Below are 15,938 nucleotides of genomic sequence, written 5' to 3'. Positions count from 1 at the left end.
GTCGAGCAATCGACAGTTGCTACGCCTTCTGGCTTTGCGCCCTGGTGGTGATGAAGACGCCGGCGGTGATGATGATGGCGCCCGCCCAGGTCCGCAGTTGATAGTGTTCGCCAAGGAAGATGGTGCCGGCAAAGAGCCCGACCGCGGCCGCCACATAGCCGATCTGGCTGAGATAGACCGGGCCGCCGACCGCCTGCAGCCGGAAGAAGAACGCGAACATCGCCGACGCCGATGCGACCTGCGCGACGACGACCATCGGCACTCCGCCGAGCGGCGCGAAAGCCTTGAGGCCGAACAGGGCAAGAATACCGATGAACAACAGCGTTGCCGACGCCAGATGGCTGCCGACGGCGAGCTCGATCGGACCGGTGCCATCAGGCCAGTCGACGGTGCGGTAGATATTACCCGCGGCAAGGCTGACCGGGATCAGCAGCCCCATCACCACCCAGAACAGATCGGCCGGCTGGCCAGCCTCGCCGCGCGTCACCGCCACCATAATGGCGCCGACGAAGCCGACGGCGATGCCGATGACGCCCAGCATGTTGGGGCGCCGCACACGCAGCAGGATCGAGAACACCAGCGTGATGACTGGCGACAGCGTGAACATGATGCCCGTATAGCCGGCGCCAAGGTGCGGAATGGCCGAGAACATCAAGAGATTGGGGACGGCATAGGACACGGCGGCCGTGACGAAGAAATAGCGCAGCTTGTGCGCGGAGAGCCGGATCCGTTCGCCGCGTGCCAGGAGCACGCATAGAAGCACGCCGCCGGCGCCCAACGAGATGACGAAGGCCCAGACCGTGGCTGGGACGCCCGCGGCCGTGGCCAGTTTGCCGAAGGGCAGCGTCAGGCCGAGCAGGCCGCCGGTGACGACCAGCAGGCCGAGCGCCGAATCCCAAAGATATTTCATCCGATGTCCCGTCACGCCATTCGAAATTGGAACTTGCGGCGCTTGGCCGGTTCTGTATCTTCAGTTAAGATAACGAAGAGATTCTTAACGTCAAGATATTTAACGGTGAGATAGATGGATCGCGCGGCAAAAGCGATCGAGCAGTGGAAACGGGAGCGGCCGGACCTTGATGTCTCGCCGATGGCGGTGCTCGGCCGATTGAACGAAGCATCCTCCCTGATCGCACGTGACCGCCTCGCCCCGCTGTTTGCCCGTTTCGCACTGCAGGCCGGCGAATTCGATGTGCTGGCGACTCTGCGACGCTCCGGGTCGCCTTACGCGCTGACGCCGACCGCACTTTATGAAGCGACGATGGTGACATCGGGCGCCATGACAAACCGGCTCGACCGGTTGGAAAAGGCCGGATTGATCCTGCGCGGCCCGCACCCCAACGACAGGCGCGGGATTGTCGTGCAGTTGACTGAAAAGGGGCTGGCCCTGATCGACGAGGCTGTCACCGCCCATGTCGCCAACGAGCACGAAATCCTCGCGTCCTTGACGTCGGCGGAACGGGAGACGCTGGCCAGTCTGCTGGAGAAACTGATTGGCAGCGTAAGCTGATCGCTCAGTTGCGGTCGTCCGGGAACACCGGGATCGGCATGAACTCCACGCCGTCATCGGCCAGGCTCTTGGCCTCGTCCAGCGTCGCCTCGCCATAGATGCCGCGCGCATCGGTTTCGCCGAAGTGGATTTTTCGCGCTTCCTCGGCGAACTTGTCGCCGACATAGTCGGCATTCTCGCGCACCTTCTCGGCCATCGCCTTCAGCTGCGCCAGGGCCTGTTTCTGCGCCTCTCCCATGGCAAGCGCTATGGTCTCCTGCTTGCGCGCCGTCGAAACGGCGGGCGCCATCAGGGCCTTCTCTACCTTGTGCGAGCCGCAACTCGGGCAATCGACAAAGCCACGCTTCTTCTGAATGTCGAAATCGTCGTTGCTGCGAAACCAGCCCTCGAATTCGTGCTCGTTCTCGCAGGTCAGGGAAAAGCGGATCAAGAGGCGGCACCCCTGAGGCGCGGCGCGTCCACTCCATCGGTATTGACGGTGAAATCCCGCGCATTTTTGAGGTTCGGGATCTTCTTGCGCGCCGCAAGCGACTGCGCCGGATCGATCTCGGCGACAATCACGCCGGGCTCGTCATGCGCGGCTTCGGCGATGATGCGTCCCCACGGATCGACGATCAGCGAATGCCCGAAAGTCTCGCGGCCGTCCTCATGCACGCCGCCTTGCGCGGCCGCAATGACATAAGCGCCGTTCTCGATGGCGCGGGCCCTCAGCAGCACATGCCAGTGCGCCTCGCCGGTCTGACGGGTGAAGGCGGCGGGCACGGTCAAGACATCGGCCCTGGCCAACGCCTCGGCACGGAACAATTGGGGGAACCGCAGATCGTAGCAGACCGCAAAGCCCAGCTTCGCGCCCGCAACCCCGGTCACGACGGCCTCGGTGCCGGGTTCGTAGGCCGCGGATTCGCGCCAGCTCTCGCCATTGTCGAGATCGACGTCGAACATGTGGATCTTGTCATAGGTGGCGAGCACGGCACCGTCCGGACCGAACAGCAGTGCCCGATTGGCAAGCTTGCCGTCGGCGCGCAGGATGGCGGTCGAGCCGATATGCAGGAAGACGCCGAGTTCCCCTGCCAGTCGGCGCGCGGTGGCGACGATGATGTCCTTGTCCTCGGAGGTGAAGGAGGCGGCGCGCGCTTGTTTGTCGCGGATCAGCGCACCGGTCATTTCCGGCGTCTGGATGTAGGTCGCGCCCTGGGCGGCCGCGTCACGCAACAGCCGTTCTAGATCGACCGCATTGCGTTCCGGGCTTTCGCCTGAACGCATCTGGACCGCGGCGGCCTTGAAAACACCCATCGTCACACCCTCAGATTGCCGAGCCGTTGGCGAGCAGTTTGTCCAGCCGGCCTTCGGCCTCCAGATCATGGAGGTCGTCGCAGCCGCCGACATGCGTGTCACCTATGAAAATCTGCGGAAAGGTCGTGCGTCCGTGAGCGCGCGACATCATCTCCTGGCGCAATTCCGGCGAAAACGATGCATCATGCTCGGTATAGGCGACGCCTTTGCGCTCCAAGAGCCGCTTGGCCGCCGTGCAGTAACCGCACATCATGCGCGTATAGATCGTGACATCGACCATGACGAATTTCCGTTTGCGTTGCCGACTTATATAGTCGCGGACTCGTCCGCCCGGAAGTCCCCCGGTAACACACGCGCAAAGGTCAGTACGTCGACCGCGGCCGCACCTCCCCTTTTCAACGCCTTGGTCGCCGCGCGCACCGTGGCGCCCGTGGTGTAGACGTCGTCGATCAGAAGCACCCTGCGCCCGGCGATCTCGATTTCCGCTTCGGCAGGCACGCGGAAGGCGGCCCGCACGTTCTCCTCGCGCTGCTGCCGCTCCAGTCCGACCTGCTGACGGGTGAGCTTCACGCGCCGCATCGCGGAAGGCGCGAAGGACAGGCCGCTCAGCTCGCAAACCGCACGAGCCAGTTCCGCCGACTGGTTGAAACGCCGCCTGAAAAAGCGTCGCCAGTGCAGCGGCACCGGCACCACCACATCGGCCTCGGCGATGAGATCGGCGCCGGCGCGCACCATCCAGCGCGCCATCCACGGCGCCAGGTCGGTGCGATCCTGGTATTTCAGCCCTTGCACCATCTGGCGGGCGACGCCGGAATAGGCCACGGCTGCACGCGCCCGCTCGAAGGGCGGCGGATCGGCGATCGCCTCGGCCGACAGAAAGCCTTCGCCCATATGGTGAGTGAACGGCGTGCCCATCACCGGGCACCAGGGCCGTTCCAGGAGCCGCAGCTTCGGCCAGCAGGCGCCGCACAGCACGCCGGGCTGCGAGACATGACGGCGGCAACCGGCACAGACGGGCGGAAACAAGATGCGCGCCGGCCAGGCCAGGGCTGACCGGGCTGCCGAGCGGGCGAGGTTCCTGATCTCGATGGACTTGATCTCCGGCATCGGATCGGCCACGTGGATGGTTCTCCGCGCCACCATACCAATTGTTTCAAGGCGCGGACAAACAAGGACGCGCCCGTTGCAGCCCATTATGGATACCTCTTTGTGGCTGGCGCACAAGCGGCGCGCACTCGCCCAGCCGCTCGACGGCGCCGATTTCCTGATGGACCGTGCCGCCGATGACCTTGCCGACCGGCTGGGCGCCGTCGAGCGCCGGTTCGGCAAGGCGGCGGTGCTGTTTTGCCAGACACCGGCCGCGGCCGGCGTGCTCGCGGCGAGCGGCAAGGTGACGGATATCGTCCGCGTCGAGACCGACGCGGCCTTCCTGAATGGTGCCGCCGGCTTGATCGCGCCGCTGGAAACCGTGCCCTTCGAGCCGCAAAGCCTCGATCTGGCGGTGTCGCTGCTGTCGCTGCAGGCGATGAACGACATTCCCGGCATGCTGATCCAGATCCGCCGCGCACTGCGGCCGGACGGGCTGTTCCTTGGTGCCTTTGCCGGCGCCGGCACGCTCGGTGAGTTGCGCGAAAGCCTGCTTGCGGCCGAGACCGAGCTTTACGGCGGCGTCAGCCCGCGCGTCATCCCCTTCACCGACGTGCGCGATGCCGGCGCGCTGCTGCAGCGCGCCGGTCTCGCTCTGCCGGTCGCCGACGTCGAGACCGTGACGGTGCGCTATGCCAATCTGTTTGCCCTCATGGCCGATCTGCGCGCCATGGGTGAAACCAGCGCGCTCGCCGATCGCAGCCGGCGGCCGGGCACACGCGGGCTGTTTGCCCGTGCCGCTGAAATCTACGCCGAGCGGTTTTCCGACCCCGACGGTCGGATCCGGGCAAGTTTCTCGATGGTCTGGATGTCCGGCTGGGCCCCCGATGCGTCGCAGCAGAAACCGCTGAAGCCCGGTTCAGCCAAGGTTTCGCTGAAGACGATCCTGGAAGGGTCCGACGAACACTGAACGGCCGTCGAGATTGTGCTCAAGGCGCAGCGAATGCGTTCGCAAGCCTGCTGGTGTTGTCGCTGAACAGCCATGTGATCGAATTGAAGACCTGGCCGATGCCGCCGATGATCGTCAGCGACAACACGCAGACGATCAGGGCGTATTCGACCGCCGTCGCGCCGGTCTCGTCCTTCAGAAAACGCAGCAGCACTGTTTTCATAGCCCTCGATCCCTCTTGCCAGGACCTTACCGCCGATCTGTTAAGAAAGGTTAATGGCAAAGCCTTAACAGGCGGTGAAGCCGCCGCCTTTTCGCAAATATCTTAACCATGTCAGCAGTCGCCGCTGGTCCTCCCGTCGGATCCGATGATGCAGACCGCACCGGGCTGTGCCTGCAGCACGCTGCGCCGAACCGTATAGGTGCTGCGATGACTGATCGAGCCGGTGGCCGTCATGTCGAGGCCGGGAAAATCGTTGCGCGCCGATTGCGAGCGCGTCTGGCTGTCGAGGAAAGGGGTGGCGATCAACGCCAGCGCCACCGCGGCCGACCCGAACAGCAGCGTGATGCGCAGGATGCCCATGCCCGCATCGGCGGCACGGAAGCCGCGGTCGGGCCGGATCGAATCCCAATCCCTGTCCAGGCTCATACTATCGCTCCCCAGCAAATCGGCGACATGGCCGCGAAACCACGGCCATCCATCAATTTTTCATGATCAGATAAATCTTCCATTAACGCTGGCTGATATGGACCGGGAGCCGGTCCTCAGAGCAATTCAAGGAAAGTGTGAAGCGGTTTTCCCGGGAGAAGCGCATAGCGCTTCCCCTTGGGAATGCGTCAAAAAATAGTCAAAGCAGGTCGATGAGGAACGGGATCAGCGGCGCGTCGGCCGGCGGCATCGGATAGCCGCGCATCTCTTTCGGCCGCACCCATTTCAGCGCCTGCCCTTCCAGAGGCTGGGCAATGCCGCGGAAGCGGCGACAGACGAACAGCGGCATCAGGAGATGGAAGTCGTCATAGGAATGGCTGGCGAAGGTAAGTGGCGCGAGGCACGGGATCTCGGTCTCGATGCCGATCTCCTCGTGCAGTTCACGGATGATGCATTGTTCCGGCGTTTCGCCGGGCTCGACCTTGCCACCGGGAAATTCCCACAGGCCGGCGAGTTGCTTGCCCTCGGGCCGCTGCGCCAGGAGCACGCGACCGTCGGCGTCGACCAGCGCACAAGCGGCGACCAGGAGCAGGCGCTTGCCGGTTTTCGTCAGGTCGTCGACTTCACTCATGACCGGGCGGCCGGCGATAGTGATAGCGGTAGACTTCCTCGAAGCCGAGCGACCGATAGAGCGCCAGCGCCGGCATATTGCCGGCCTCGACCTGCAGCCAGGCTTCCCGCGCGCCGCGCAGCCGCGCCCATTTCAGCGCCGACAGGATCAGGTTGCGGCCGTGGCCCTTATTGCGGGCCGATTTGTCGGTGGCGACCTCGAACAGGCCGGCGAGATCGCCATCATGCACGCAGATCAGCGTCGCCAGCGCCTCGGCTCCATCTTCTAGCGCGAACAACCCGGCCTCCGGCTGGATGGCGCCGATGATCTCCGACAGGCCTGGCCGCAGCGACACGTCCGAGCCGCTGACCTTGAGCGACGCGCCGATGAAGCGGCTGATGTCCTTGAGCGGAATCTGGTCCATGGCGGCATCGAGCTGGGCATCGGCCAGCGGCAGCCGCATGACCAGCGATTCGTCGAACCGGCTCCAGCCCTCCTTGTCGAGATGACTGGCCAGATCGGGACCCGACAGTGGTGACATGCGGAACGTCAGCGGCCTGCCATACGCATCGAAACGTCGGCTGGCCCGGCCGATACGGTCGGCCATGTGCTGGGTGTCGCCGGGATCGAGCGGGTTGACCGAATTCAGCCGCTTGGCCGGATGGCCGGCCGTCAGCCGCACCACCCAGGTGCCGTCATAGTGGACGGCGGCCGCCGGCCAGGCGCGAAAGCCGGCCGCCTCGTAGCGGCGCACGATCGCGAGCATGCTTGCCGGATGCCTGGAAGCCAAAACCGTCAGCTCCGGTAGTCGCCGTTGATGGCGACATATTCCTTGGTGAGGTCGCAGGTCCACACCGTCGCCTTGCCGCGACCGATGCCGATATCGGCGCGAATGCGGATATCGTCGCGTTTCATGTAGGCCGAAGTCTTTTCTTCCGAATAGGCCGGATCGCGTTCGCCCTCATGTGCCAGCCGGTTGTCGCCGAACCAGATCGACAGCCGGTCGCGGTCGGCGGGCTCGCCGGCCTTGCCGACGGCCATGACGACGCGGCCCCAATTGGCGTCCTCGCCGGCGACCGCCGTCTTGACCAGCGGCGAATTGGCGATCGACAGGGCGATACGCTTGGCCGAGCGGGCCGATTTGGCGCCAGTGACGGTGACTTCGACCTGCTTGCGGGCGCCCTCGCCGTCGCGCACCACTTGCAGCGCCAGCGACTTCAGCACCTTGCCTAGCGCCCGGCGGAACTGGCCAAGGCGGGCATCTTTCGGGTCGGTTATCTCAGGCGCACCGCGCTTCGCGGCCTTGCCGGTGGCGAAGATGAGCAGCGTGTCGCTGGTCGAGGTGTCGCTGTCGACGGTGACCGCGTTGAAGGTCTTGGCCGTGCCGCGCGACAACAGGTCCTGCAGTACGGGGGCCGCGATCGGCGCGTCGGTAGCAACGAAGGACAGCATCGTCGCCATGTCGGGCGCGATCATGCCCGCGCCCTTGGAGATGCCGTTGATGGTGACGTCGGTGTCGCCAAGCTTGACCGTCTGCGTCGCCACTTTCGGATAGGTATCCGTGGTCATGATGGCCTTCGCCGCCTCTGTCCACAGATCGGGCTTGCCGTCGCTGACCAGCCCGCCGAGCAGATGGCTGAACTTGGTCGTGTCGAGCGGCTCGCCGATGACGCCGGTCGAGGCCAGGAAAACCTCACCTGGCGTGCAGCCGGCCGCCTTGGCCGCCGCCTCGCCCGTCAGCGCGGTGGATTCGCGGCCCTTCTTGCCCGTGAAGGCATTGGCGTTGCCGGAATTGACGACCAGCACCCGCGCCTTGCCGGCGGCAAGGTTCTGCCGGCAGAAATCGACCGGCGCCGAGGGACATTTCGACTTGGTGAACACGCCGGCGACCGTGGTGCCGGCATCGAAGACCATGGCCAGCAGGTCGGTGCGGTTCTTGTACTTTATCCCGGCTTCGGCGGTGGCGATGCGCACCCCTTCGATGACGGGCATCTTGGGGTATTTCTTCGGCGCGAGCGGCGAAATCGTCGTGGACATGGGGACCTCGGGCGGGAAAATCGCAAAGGGAAGGCCGGTTTGCCCGATACGGGGCGCCGGCGCAAGGGCGTTTTCGCCGCGCCTGCCGGGCGGTGGACCAAGCCGGATTAAGCCTGCATTTCAAATCCGTTGGCGTCGCCAGGGCCTGTGGCGCTATGATCGTGCCCATGGGCAGGCTTGCGATCCTCGCGTGGGCGTTTCTGGGTCTTCTTCTGTTGCGCGCCGACGCTGAGCCGGCGCGGCGCGTGGCGCTCGTCATCGGCAACGGAACCTATGCCGAGGCCGGCACGCTGGCCAATCCGGTCAACGATGCGCTCGATATCGCCGATAAGCTGCGTTCCATCGGTTTCGAGGTCATCGAAGGCAATGATCTCGGCAAGCGCGAGCTTGAACGCAGCATCGGCGAGTTCTCCGATGCGCTCGAAGGTGCTGGCGTCGGCCTCTTCTATTATGCCGGCCACGGCCTGCAGGTCGACGGGCGCAATTACATCGTACCGGTCGACGCCAGGCTCGACATGCCGGTTAAGCTGCAGCTCGAAGCGGTGCCGATCGACGAAGTCCTCGACATCATGGAACAGCAGACCAAGGTCAGCCTGGTGTTTCTCGACGCCTGCCGCAACAACCCGTTTGCCCGCAGTCTAAGCCGCACCGCCACCACGCGCTCGGCGACGGCGCTCGCCGGCCTGGCGCAGTTCGATTCGACGCGCGGCTCGTTCATCGCTTTCTCGACGGCGCCGGGCGCCGTCGCCATGGACGGCACCGGGCGCAACTCGCCTTTTGCCGCCGCCCTCTTGCGGCACATCGCCGAGCCCGGCCAGAGCATCAACGACATGATGATCGCGGTGCGCCGCGACGTGGTTTCGCAAACCCACGAAGGCCAACGCCCCTGGGAGCAGGGGTCGCTGCTCGAACGCTTCGAATTCGTCCCAGGTGATGGGCCTGCCCCGGAGCCCAAGGCGACGGCCGAGCCGGCGCCGGCCTCGCAGGTCGCGGCGCTGGAACGCTCGGTGGGAGACGACAAGGCCTCGATCGAAAAATTCCTGCGCCGGGACTACCTGACGCCGGACACCAAAGCCATGGGCGAGACCGTCAGGCGGATCTACGGCTCGTCGGCCACCATTTTCGGCACACGCTACGACGCCGATGCCATCGTCAAGGTGAAGACCGACTGGTTCGCGCAATGGGTCTCGTGGTCGCTCGGGCTGGAACCGGGCAGCCTGGAGATCACCCCGCATAGCGCGGACCGCGCCGATGCCGCCTTTGCCATGCGCTATGACTATGTGCCGAAGGACAAGGCGTCGGCGCGGCTGACCGGCAAGGCGCGGGTCACGCTCGGGCTGGTCAAGGCCGAGGACGGCTGGCGCATCGAATCCGAAACCTCGCAAGCAATGCAATGACGCGTTGATCCGGGCGCGAATTCACGCGCTTTCGCGCGACATGAACTCGGCCGCGAAACAGAGCAGCGCTGCAACCGGCAGCGCCAGGCCGATCCAGGACACCGGCGGCCAGCCGCCTTGCGCGTAGGCCCAACCGCCGACGCCCGAGCCGATCGCACCGGCGATGAAGAATGTCGCCATGTAAAGCCCGTTCAGGCGGCTGCGATGCGCGGCGCCGAGCGCGAACAGGTCGCGATAGCCGAGGACAAGGTTGGTCTGCACCCCGAAGTCGAGCACGATGGCGGCCGCGACCAGCAACGCCAGCGAAAGCGGCGAACCGCTGCGGGCGATGTGGGTTATGAGAAACGCCACGGCGACGCACAGCATGGCAAAGACGGTCGCCGGCCGGCTCCATCCGCGGTCGGCAACCCTTCCCGCGAGCGGCGCGGCGATCGCGCCGGCGACGCCGGCCAGCGCGAACAAGCCGATGCCGCTCTGCGTCAAGCCATAATCAGGCCCGGCCAGCAGCAGCGGCGTCGTCGTCCAGAACAGGCTGAAAGCCGCGAACAGGAACGCCTGATAAAGCGCCCGGCGTCTCAGCACCGGCGTCGTGCGCGCAATGTCGACCATGGACGACAAAAGCGCGCCGTAGCTCAGACGTGCGGTCGGCACGCGCCTGGGCAGCGCAAACCGCAGCACCACGATCAGCAGGATCATGACAGTGCAGGAGGTGAAGTAGACCACATGCCAGGACGACAGCGCGGTGATGAAGCTGGAGAACGGGCGTGACAGCATTATCCCCAGCAACAACCCCACCGAGACATTGCCGACCACGCGGCCACGCCTGGCTTCCGGTGCCAGGTGCGCAGCATAGGGGATAAGGCTCTGCACCGCGACCGAGCCCAGGCCGACAAACAGCATCGCGGCCAGAAAGGCCGCCGGCCGCGTTGAAATCGCCGCGCCCAGTAGGCCAAGCGTTGCAACGGCGAGTATGCCAAGCACCAGCCTGCGATTCTCCATAAGGTCGCCAAGCGGCACGATAAAGAGCAGGCCTACCCCGTAGCCGATCTGAGCCATCGTAACGATCAGGCCCGCCGCATATGGCGGCAGGCCAAGCTCGGCACCGATCGGGCCGATCAAGGGCTGCGCGTAATAGATGTTGGCAACGATCAGCCCGCAGGCGGCCGCCAGCAAGAAGGTCATCCAATTCGAGATTGTCGTCTCGGCGGGGGCTGAGCCGGATGCGATAACGGTCGTCATGGCGATACCCATCGGAACGGAACGTTTCGTTGAATAGAACGAACCGTTCCGTTTCGTCAAGCGATGATGTATGAACATCTCTTGGCATCGGCACATTTTGCGGCCAGATGGCTTATTGGCGTCCGCTGGGATGCTGCAAAGGAACGCGCGCTTTTCCCGGGCGGGACAGGCGAACAGTTGCCGGCAGGTTGTCGTTTCAGCCGGGACGAGCAACCGCTTTGGGAGGAACGGTTAATGGGCGAAATCGCCGATCCTGCACGCAAATCGATTGGCGCCCGGCGCAATCCCGACAGCGCCGATGCGATTTTGGAGGCTGCCGAAGCCGTGCTGATCGAGGCCGGTTATGCCGGTTTCTCGATCGAGGCGGTAGCGCGGCGTGCGCGCGCCGGCAAGCCGACCATCTATCGCTGGTGGCCGAGCAAGGCGGCCCTGCTGCTGGAGGTCTATCAGCGCCAGAAGCGCGTCGACATCCCCGATACCGAGAGCCTGGAAGAGGATCTCGTCGGCTTCCTGATCAACCTGTTCACGCACTGGCGCGAGACATCATCGGGCAGCGTGTTCAGGTCGCTGATCGCCGAGGCACAATCGGATGAAACCGCCGCAGCAGCCCTTGCCGGCTATGCCGGGGGGCGCCGCAGCCACACCGGCCAGATCATCGAACGCGCCAAGGCACGGGGAGAGATCGCCGGCGATATCGACCCGGCCGTGGTCGCCGACCTCGTCGCTTCCTATGCCTGGCGGCATCTGTTGATCAACCGGCTCGACGAGCCCGAGGCGGCGATACGCAAGATGGTCCGCTATCTCCTCCAAGGCATAGAAGCGCGCGGCGGACAGCGGTAGGGCAATTCCAGGAAAAGTGTGTAACGGTTTTCCCGGGAGAAGCGCATAGCGCTTCCCCTTGGGAATTGCTTAAAAACAGGGAGTTAGAGCGGTTCGGCGATTCCATCAAACGCTGAACCGCTCTGGGGCGGCCAACAAAAAGGGCGCGGCAACCCTTGGCTGCCGCGCCCTTTCCTTGAAAAAATCGTCCAGGCTTACTTGCCGGCTTCCATCGTATCGACGGCCTGCTTCAGCTTGGCGTCCGGAATCTCAACCTTGGCGCCGGCGCGCAGCGACTTGACCAGGGCGAAATACTTGTCGCGGATGACAGCCTGCTTGGCCTGGTCCTTGACCTCGTCGAAGGCCGGCGGCTGCTTGGCGCGCTTGTCCTCGAGCTTGATGACATGCCAGCCGAACTGCGACTGCACCGGCTGCTCGGTGTACTTGCCGACCTCGAGCGCGAAGGCTGCCTTGTCGAACTCCGGCACCATCTGGCCAGGTCCGAACCAGCCGAGGTCGCCGCCATTGGACTTGCCCGAGGGATCGCTGGTGTGTTCGTTGGCGAGCTTCTGGAAATCGGCGCCGCCGTCGAGCTGCTTGATGATCGCCTCGGCCTCTTCCTTCGTCTTCACGAGGATGTGACGGGCATGCACTTCGTTGACCGGCGGGGTGTTGGCGATTTCCTGGTCGTAGCGGGCGCGGATCTCGGCGTCGGTGACTTTGTCGACGACGCCCTTCTCGACCATCTCGCCATGCAGCGCGCGCTGCTGCAGGAAGGCCATGCGACGCTGGAAGTCGGGGTCCTTGTCGAGGCCGTCGGTAACGGCCTTGGCGGCCATGACGCGGATCTCGATGGCGGCCGAAAGGGCCGCGGCGCGGCGCTGTTCGGGCGGCAGCTGCGCGAATTGCTGCGACAGTTCGCCTTCGGCAAGCACCAGATCGGCTTCTGTCAGCGGTTGGCCGTTGACCGTGGCGACCACCGCGTTCGGATCGACCGGCGCTGCCGCGGGGGCCGCCGCGGCATCGGCCGGAGCAGCAGGAGCGGTTTCCTGCGCCATGACGGGCGACAGGCAAAGAGCCGACAGGCCGAAGGCCAGACCAAGGCTGGCAAGCGACGCACGGCGGAACAACAAGGGCATAAGGATGACTCCGGTGAAGGATTGTAAGGAGGGGTGGCTTCCAGATCAGCCAGATTGTGGCGGAATTTGGCGCGACCGGCAGGGCCAGCGCGGCGTTGACATCAGTTGAGCCCCCTCTTATCTGTCCAACGACTTTGCGTCCAGAACCGTTTTCCGGGCGCTTTTTGTGTTTGCCCGCATTCAGGCGGTGCGTTCACGCGGATTTGATGGGGCCGGCCGGCGCCTGTCTCAAGATTGAGAATTCTATCGAAAGGGCCATTGGATGGTCAGTCTCGGCGGTCTCGCCCGTAAGGTTTTCGGTTCCTCTAACGACCGTCGGGTCAAATCGACCCGGCCCCGTGTCGAGGCGATCAACGCCATGGAAAACGAGATGCGGGCGCTCTCCGACGCCGAACTCGCCGGGCGCACGGAAAAATTCCGCCAGGATATCGCCAACGGCGCCAGCCTTGACGACCTGCTGATCCCGGCCTTCGCCACCGCCCGCGAGGCGGCACGCCGCGTGCTCGGCATGCGCCCCTTCGACGTCCAGTTGATCGGCGGCATGGTGCTGCACAATGGCGGCATCGCCGAGATGCGTACCGGCGAGGGCAAGACCCTGGTCGCGACGCTGCCGGTCTATCTCAACGCTCTCGCCGGCAAGGGCGTCCACGTCGTCACCGTCAACGACTATCTCGCCACCCGCGACTCAGAATGGATGGGTCGCGTCTACAAATTCCTCGGCCTCTCGGTCGGCGTCATCGTCCACGGTCTTTCCGACGAGGAACGCAGCGCCGCCTACGCGGCCGACGTCACCTATGCCACCAACAACGAGCTCGGCTTCGACTATCTGCGCGACAACATGAAGTACGAGCGCGCCCAGATGGTGCAGCGCGGCCACAATTACGCGATCGTCGACGAAGTCGATTCCATCCTGGTCGACGAGGCGCGCACGCCGCTGATCATTTCGGGTCCGCTCGAGGACCGCTCGGAAATGTACAACACCATCGACACCTTCATCATCCAGCTGCAGCCGCAGGATTACGAGATCGACGAGAAGCAGAAGACATCGATCTTCACCGAGGAAGGCACCGAAAAGCTGGAGAACCTGCTGCGCGATGCCGGCCTGCTCAAGGGCGAGTCGCTCTACGACGTCGAGAACGTCGCCATCGTCCACCACGTCAACAATGCGCTGAAAGCGCACCGGCTGTTCCAGCGCGACAAGGACTATATCGTGCGCAACGGCGAGATCGTCATCATCGACGAGTTCACCGGCCGCATGATGCCCGGCCGCCGCTATTCCGAAGGCCTGCACCAGGCGCTGGAAGCCAAGGAGCATGTGGCGATCCAGCCGGAGAACCAGACACTCGCCTCCGTCACCTTCCAGAACTACTTCCGCCTCTACAAGAAGCTGTCCGGCATGACCGGTACGGCGCTGACCGAGGCCGAGGAATTCGGCAATATCTATGGCCTCGAAGTCACCGAGATCCCGACCAATTTGCCGGTCATCCGCAAGGACGAGGACGACGAGGTCTACCGGACGGTCGAGGAGAAGTACAAGGCGATCGTCAAGGAGATCCGCGAGGCCAGCGCCAAGGGTCAGCCGACGCTGGTTGGCACCACCTCGATCGAGAAGTCCGAGCAATTGGCGGAGCGCCTGCGCAAGGAAGGCTTCAAGGATTTCGAGGTACTGAACGCCCGCCACCACGAGCGTGAGGCGGCTATCGTCGCCCAGGCCGGCAAGCCCGGCGCCATCACCATCGCCACCAACATGGCCGGCCGCGGCACCGACATCAAGCTCGGCGGCAATGCCGAGATGCGCATCGCCGACGAACTGGGCGACATGCCCGCGGGGCCCGAGCGAGAGGCGCGCGAGAAGGAAATCAACGCCGACATCGAGCGCCTGAAGGAAAAGGCGCTCGCCGCCGGCGGCCTCTACGTGCTCGCCACCGAGCGTCACGAATCGCGCCGTATCGACAACCAGCTCAGAGGCCGCTCCGGCCGCCAGGGCGACCCCGGCCGCTCGAAATTCTTCCTGTCGCTGCAGGACGATCTGATGCGCATCTTCGGCTCCGAGCGCATGGACGGCATGTTACAGAAGCTCGGCCTCAAGGAAGACGAGGCGATCATCCACCCATGGATCAACAAGGCGCTGGAAAAGGCGCAGAAGAAGGTCGAGGCGCGCAACTTCGACATCCGCAAGAACCTGTTGAAATATGACGACGTCTCCAACGACCAGCGCAAGGTGGTGTTCGAGCAGCGCATCGAGCTGATGGACGGCGAAGGCCTGTCGGAGACCATCGCCGAAATGCGCGAGGGCGTCATCGACGAGATCGTCGCCAAGGCCATTCCCGAAAACGCCTATGCCGAGCAATGGGACGTCGCCGGCCTGAAGGCCGAGGTCACCGAATTCCTCAATCTCGACCTCCCGGTCGAGGACTGGGTCAAGGAAGAAGGCATCGCCGAGGACGACATTCGCGAGCGCATCACGCAGGCCGCCGACGCCGCCGCCAAGGAGCGCGCCGATCGCTTCGGTCCCGAGGTGATGACCTATGTCGAACGCTCCGTCGTGCTGCAGACGCTCGACCATCTGTGGCGCGAGCACATCGTCAATCTCGACCATCTGCGCTCGGTCGTCGGTTTCCGCGGCTACGCCCAGCGCGATCCGCTGCAGGAGTACAAGAGCGAGGCCTTCGAGCTGTTCCAGGCGATGCTCGGCAATCTGCGTCAGGCTGTCACCGCGCAGCTGATGCGCGTCGAGCTGGTCCGCCAGGCCGCCGAAGCCCCGCCTCCGGAAGCACCCGACATGTTCGGCACGCACATTGACGGCACCACCGGCGAGAACGATTTCGAAGGCGGCGAAACGGCCCTTCTGGTGCGCCAGGATCAAAACGTCATCGTCGCCCCCGAAGACCGCGACCCGAACAACCAGGCCACCTGGGGCAAGGTCGGCCGCAACGAAGCCTGCCCCTGCGGCTCCGGCAAGAAATACAAGCACTGCCACGGCGCTTTCGCGTAAAGGCGTAGCGCTCTTCTTTCTCCCCGGTCCAAGGGGGTGAGGCGTGGTCCGCGCAGCGGACGAAAAACCAATTGCTTGGCTTTTCGAATAACGAACCCCCGGAGCGATAGCGAAGGGTTGGTGCCCCAAGGGCGGATGAGGGGCGGCGCTACTTTCAAGATTCCGCCTATTTCGCTCTAATCGTATCGCCGTTGGTGTCCGCAACACGGCGGATC

The 15,938-nt window shown here is 64.5% G+C and carries 17 protein-coding genes; 5 read left to right on the top strand and 12 right to left on the bottom strand.

All coding sequences use genetic code 11. From position 1 onward, the window contains the following. Nucleotides 1-19 precede the first annotated feature (19 nt). The gene (locus EB233_RS08160) at nt 20-910 is read right to left on the bottom strand and encodes a DMT family transporter (RefSeq protein ID WP_064992388.1); all 891 of its coding nucleotides are present in this window, start codon (nt 908-910) and stop codon (nt 20-22) included. Nucleotides 911-1,024: 114 nt separating this feature from the next. Between EB233_RS08160 and EB233_RS08155 the strand changes: the two genes are divergently transcribed. Beyond that, nucleotides 1,025-1,510 (top strand): MarR family winged helix-turn-helix transcriptional regulator, encoded by a 486-nt coding sequence (locus EB233_RS08155; protein ID WP_064992389.1) that lies wholly within the window; start codon nt 1,025-1,027, stop codon nt 1,508-1,510. 4 nt (nt 1,511-1,514) lie between these two features. Here EB233_RS08155 and EB233_RS08150 read toward each other — a convergent pair whose 3' ends face one another. Genes EB233_RS08150 through EB233_RS08135 form a run of 4 tightly spaced genes read right to left on the bottom strand, consistent with a single transcriptional unit; the run spans nt 1,515 to nt 3,922 of the window. After that, the gene (locus EB233_RS08150) at nt 1,515-1,940 is read right to left on the bottom strand and encodes a DUF1178 family protein (RefSeq protein WP_064992390.1); all 426 of its coding nucleotides are present in this window, start codon (nt 1,938-1,940) and stop codon (nt 1,515-1,517) included. Continuing rightward, the gene (locus tag EB233_RS08145; protein WP_064992391.1) at nt 1,937-2,803 is read right to left on the bottom strand and encodes a carbon-nitrogen hydrolase family protein; all 867 of its coding nucleotides are present in this window, start codon (nt 2,801-2,803) and stop codon (nt 1,937-1,939) included. The genes EB233_RS08150 and EB233_RS08145 overlap by 4 nt, the downstream gene beginning before the upstream one ends. Before the next feature lie 10 nt (nt 2,804-2,813). Then, nucleotides 2,814-3,083 (bottom strand): glutaredoxin 3, encoded by a 270-nt coding sequence (grxC, locus tag EB233_RS08140; protein ID WP_027054026.1) that lies wholly within the window; start codon nt 3,081-3,083, stop codon nt 2,814-2,816. Nucleotides 3,084-3,109: 26 nt separating this feature from the next. Then, complete coding sequence (locus EB233_RS08135) at nt 3,110-3,922, bottom strand: ComF family protein (protein WP_064992493.1); 813 nt, start codon at nt 3,920-3,922, stop codon at nt 3,110-3,112. Nucleotides 3,923-3,986: 64 nt separating this feature from the next. Between EB233_RS08135 and EB233_RS08130 the strand changes: the two genes are divergently transcribed. Then, complete coding sequence (locus EB233_RS08130; protein WP_064992392.1) at nt 3,987-4,859, top strand: methyltransferase domain-containing protein; 873 nt, start codon at nt 3,987-3,989, stop codon at nt 4,857-4,859. 19 nt (nt 4,860-4,878) lie between these two features. Here the strand turns inward: EB233_RS08130 and EB233_RS08125 are convergent, their stop codons facing one another. The 5 genes from EB233_RS08125 to argJ form a co-directional block, all read right to left on the bottom strand. Next, complete coding sequence (locus EB233_RS08125) at nt 4,879-5,061, bottom strand: Flp family type IVb pilin (RefSeq protein ID WP_027054029.1); 183 nt, start codon at nt 5,059-5,061, stop codon at nt 4,879-4,881. Between the two features lie 111 nt (nt 5,062-5,172). Beyond that, on the bottom strand, nt 5,173-5,487 hold the full coding sequence (locus EB233_RS08120) for a hypothetical protein (RefSeq protein WP_064992393.1): 315 nt from the start codon (nt 5,485-5,487) through the stop codon (nt 5,173-5,175). 199 nt (nt 5,488-5,686) lie between these two features. Then, nucleotides 5,687-6,118 (bottom strand): (deoxy)nucleoside triphosphate pyrophosphohydrolase, encoded by a 432-nt coding sequence (locus EB233_RS08115; protein ID WP_064992394.1) that lies wholly within the window; start codon nt 6,116-6,118, stop codon nt 5,687-5,689. Then, complete coding sequence (locus tag EB233_RS08110; RefSeq protein ID WP_027054032.1) at nt 6,111-6,863, bottom strand: GNAT family N-acetyltransferase; 753 nt, start codon at nt 6,861-6,863, stop codon at nt 6,111-6,113. The genes EB233_RS08115 and EB233_RS08110 overlap by 8 nt, the downstream gene beginning before the upstream one ends. Nucleotides 6,864-6,892: 29 nt before the next feature. Continuing rightward, nucleotides 6,893-8,134 carry a bifunctional glutamate N-acetyltransferase/amino-acid acetyltransferase ArgJ gene (argJ, locus tag EB233_RS08105; protein ID WP_027054033.1) on the bottom strand — a complete coding sequence of 414 codons (1,242 nt, stop codon included), beginning with the start codon at nt 8,132-8,134 and terminating at the stop codon, nt 6,893-6,895. A gap of 167 nt (nt 8,135-8,301) precedes the next feature. On the opposite strand from argJ, the gene EB233_RS08100 reads away from it, so the two are divergent. Beyond that, complete coding sequence (locus EB233_RS08100) at nt 8,302-9,531, top strand: caspase family protein (protein ID WP_064992494.1); 1,230 nt, start codon at nt 8,302-8,304, stop codon at nt 9,529-9,531. A 21-nt stretch (nt 9,532-9,552) separates the two neighbouring features. Here the strand turns inward: EB233_RS08100 and EB233_RS08095 are convergent, their stop codons facing one another. Beyond that, on the bottom strand, nt 9,553-10,770 hold the full coding sequence (locus EB233_RS08095) for an MFS transporter (RefSeq protein WP_064992495.1): 1,218 nt from the start codon (nt 10,768-10,770) through the stop codon (nt 9,553-9,555). Between the two features lie 234 nt (nt 10,771-11,004). Here EB233_RS08095 and EB233_RS08090 point away from each other — a divergent pair, with 234 nt between their 5' ends. Continuing rightward, nucleotides 11,005-11,610 (top strand): TetR/AcrR family transcriptional regulator, encoded by a 606-nt coding sequence (locus tag EB233_RS08090; RefSeq protein ID WP_064992395.1) that lies wholly within the window; start codon nt 11,005-11,007, stop codon nt 11,608-11,610. A 194-nt stretch (nt 11,611-11,804) separates the two neighbouring features. Here EB233_RS08090 and EB233_RS08085 read toward each other — a convergent pair whose 3' ends face one another. Beyond that, nucleotides 11,805-12,728 (bottom strand): peptidylprolyl isomerase, encoded by a 924-nt coding sequence (locus EB233_RS08085; protein WP_064992396.1) that lies wholly within the window; start codon nt 12,726-12,728, stop codon nt 11,805-11,807. Nucleotides 12,729-12,990: 262 nt separating this feature from the next. On the opposite strand from EB233_RS08085, the gene secA reads away from it, so the two are divergent. Next, the gene (secA, locus tag EB233_RS08080) at nt 12,991-15,723 is read left to right on the top strand and encodes a preprotein translocase subunit SecA (protein WP_064992397.1); all 2,733 of its coding nucleotides are present in this window, start codon (nt 12,991-12,993) and stop codon (nt 15,721-15,723) included. Nucleotides 15,724-15,938: the final 215 nt, after the last annotated feature.

The organism is Mesorhizobium erdmanii, from assembly GCF_013170725.1.
In the GTDB taxonomy this organism is placed as follows: domain Bacteria; phylum Pseudomonadota; class Alphaproteobacteria; order Rhizobiales; family Rhizobiaceae; genus Mesorhizobium; species Mesorhizobium erdmanii.
The sequence above is the reverse complement of the archived record's forward strand: the minus strand, read 5'-3'. Positions and strand labels throughout refer to the sequence as shown.

Excerpts from the sequence above, each read along its gene's own strand:
- EB233_RS08160 (WP_064992388.1), bottom strand. The coding sequence starts at position 910 with ATGAAATATCTTTGGGATTCGGCGCTCGGCCTGCTGGTCGTCACCGGC.
- EB233_RS08155 (WP_064992389.1), top strand. The coding sequence starts at position 1,025 with ATGGATCGCGCGGCAAAAGCGATCGAGCAGTGGAAACGGGAGCGGCCG.
- EB233_RS08145 (WP_064992391.1), bottom strand. The coding sequence starts at position 2,803 with ATGGGTGTTTTCAAGGCCGCCGCGGTCCAGATGCGTTCAGGCGAAAGC.
- grxC (WP_027054026.1), bottom strand. The coding sequence starts at position 3,083 with ATGGTCGATGTCACGATCTATACGCGCATGATGTGCGGTTACTGCACG.
- EB233_RS08125 (WP_027054029.1), bottom strand. The coding sequence starts at position 5,061 with ATGAAAACAGTGCTGCTGCGTTTTCTGAAGGACGAGACCGGCGCGACG.
- EB233_RS08120 (WP_064992393.1), bottom strand. The coding sequence starts at position 5,487 with ATGAGCCTGGACAGGGATTGGGATTCGATCCGGCCCGACCGCGGCTTC.
- EB233_RS08115 (WP_064992394.1), bottom strand. The coding sequence starts at position 6,118 with ATGAGTGAAGTCGACGACCTGACGAAAACCGGCAAGCGCCTGCTCCTG.
- EB233_RS08110 (WP_027054032.1), bottom strand. The coding sequence starts at position 6,863 with ATGCTCGCGATCGTGCGCCGCTACGAGGCGGCCGGCTTTCGCGCCTGG.
- argJ (WP_027054033.1), bottom strand. The coding sequence starts at position 8,134 with ATGTCCACGACGATTTCGCCGCTCGCGCCGAAGAAATACCCCAAGATG.
- EB233_RS08100 (WP_064992494.1), top strand. The coding sequence starts at position 8,302 with ATGGGCAGGCTTGCGATCCTCGCGTGGGCGTTTCTGGGTCTTCTTCTG.
- EB233_RS08095 (WP_064992495.1), bottom strand. The coding sequence starts at position 10,770 with ATGACGACCGTTATCGCATCCGGCTCAGCCCCCGCCGAGACGACAATC.
- EB233_RS08090 (WP_064992395.1), top strand. The coding sequence starts at position 11,005 with ATGGGCGAAATCGCCGATCCTGCACGCAAATCGATTGGCGCCCGGCGC.
- EB233_RS08085 (WP_064992396.1), bottom strand. The coding sequence starts at position 12,728 with ATGCCCTTGTTGTTCCGCCGTGCGTCGCTTGCCAGCCTTGGTCTGGCC.
- secA (WP_064992397.1), top strand. The coding sequence starts at position 12,991 with ATGGTCAGTCTCGGCGGTCTCGCCCGTAAGGTTTTCGGTTCCTCTAAC.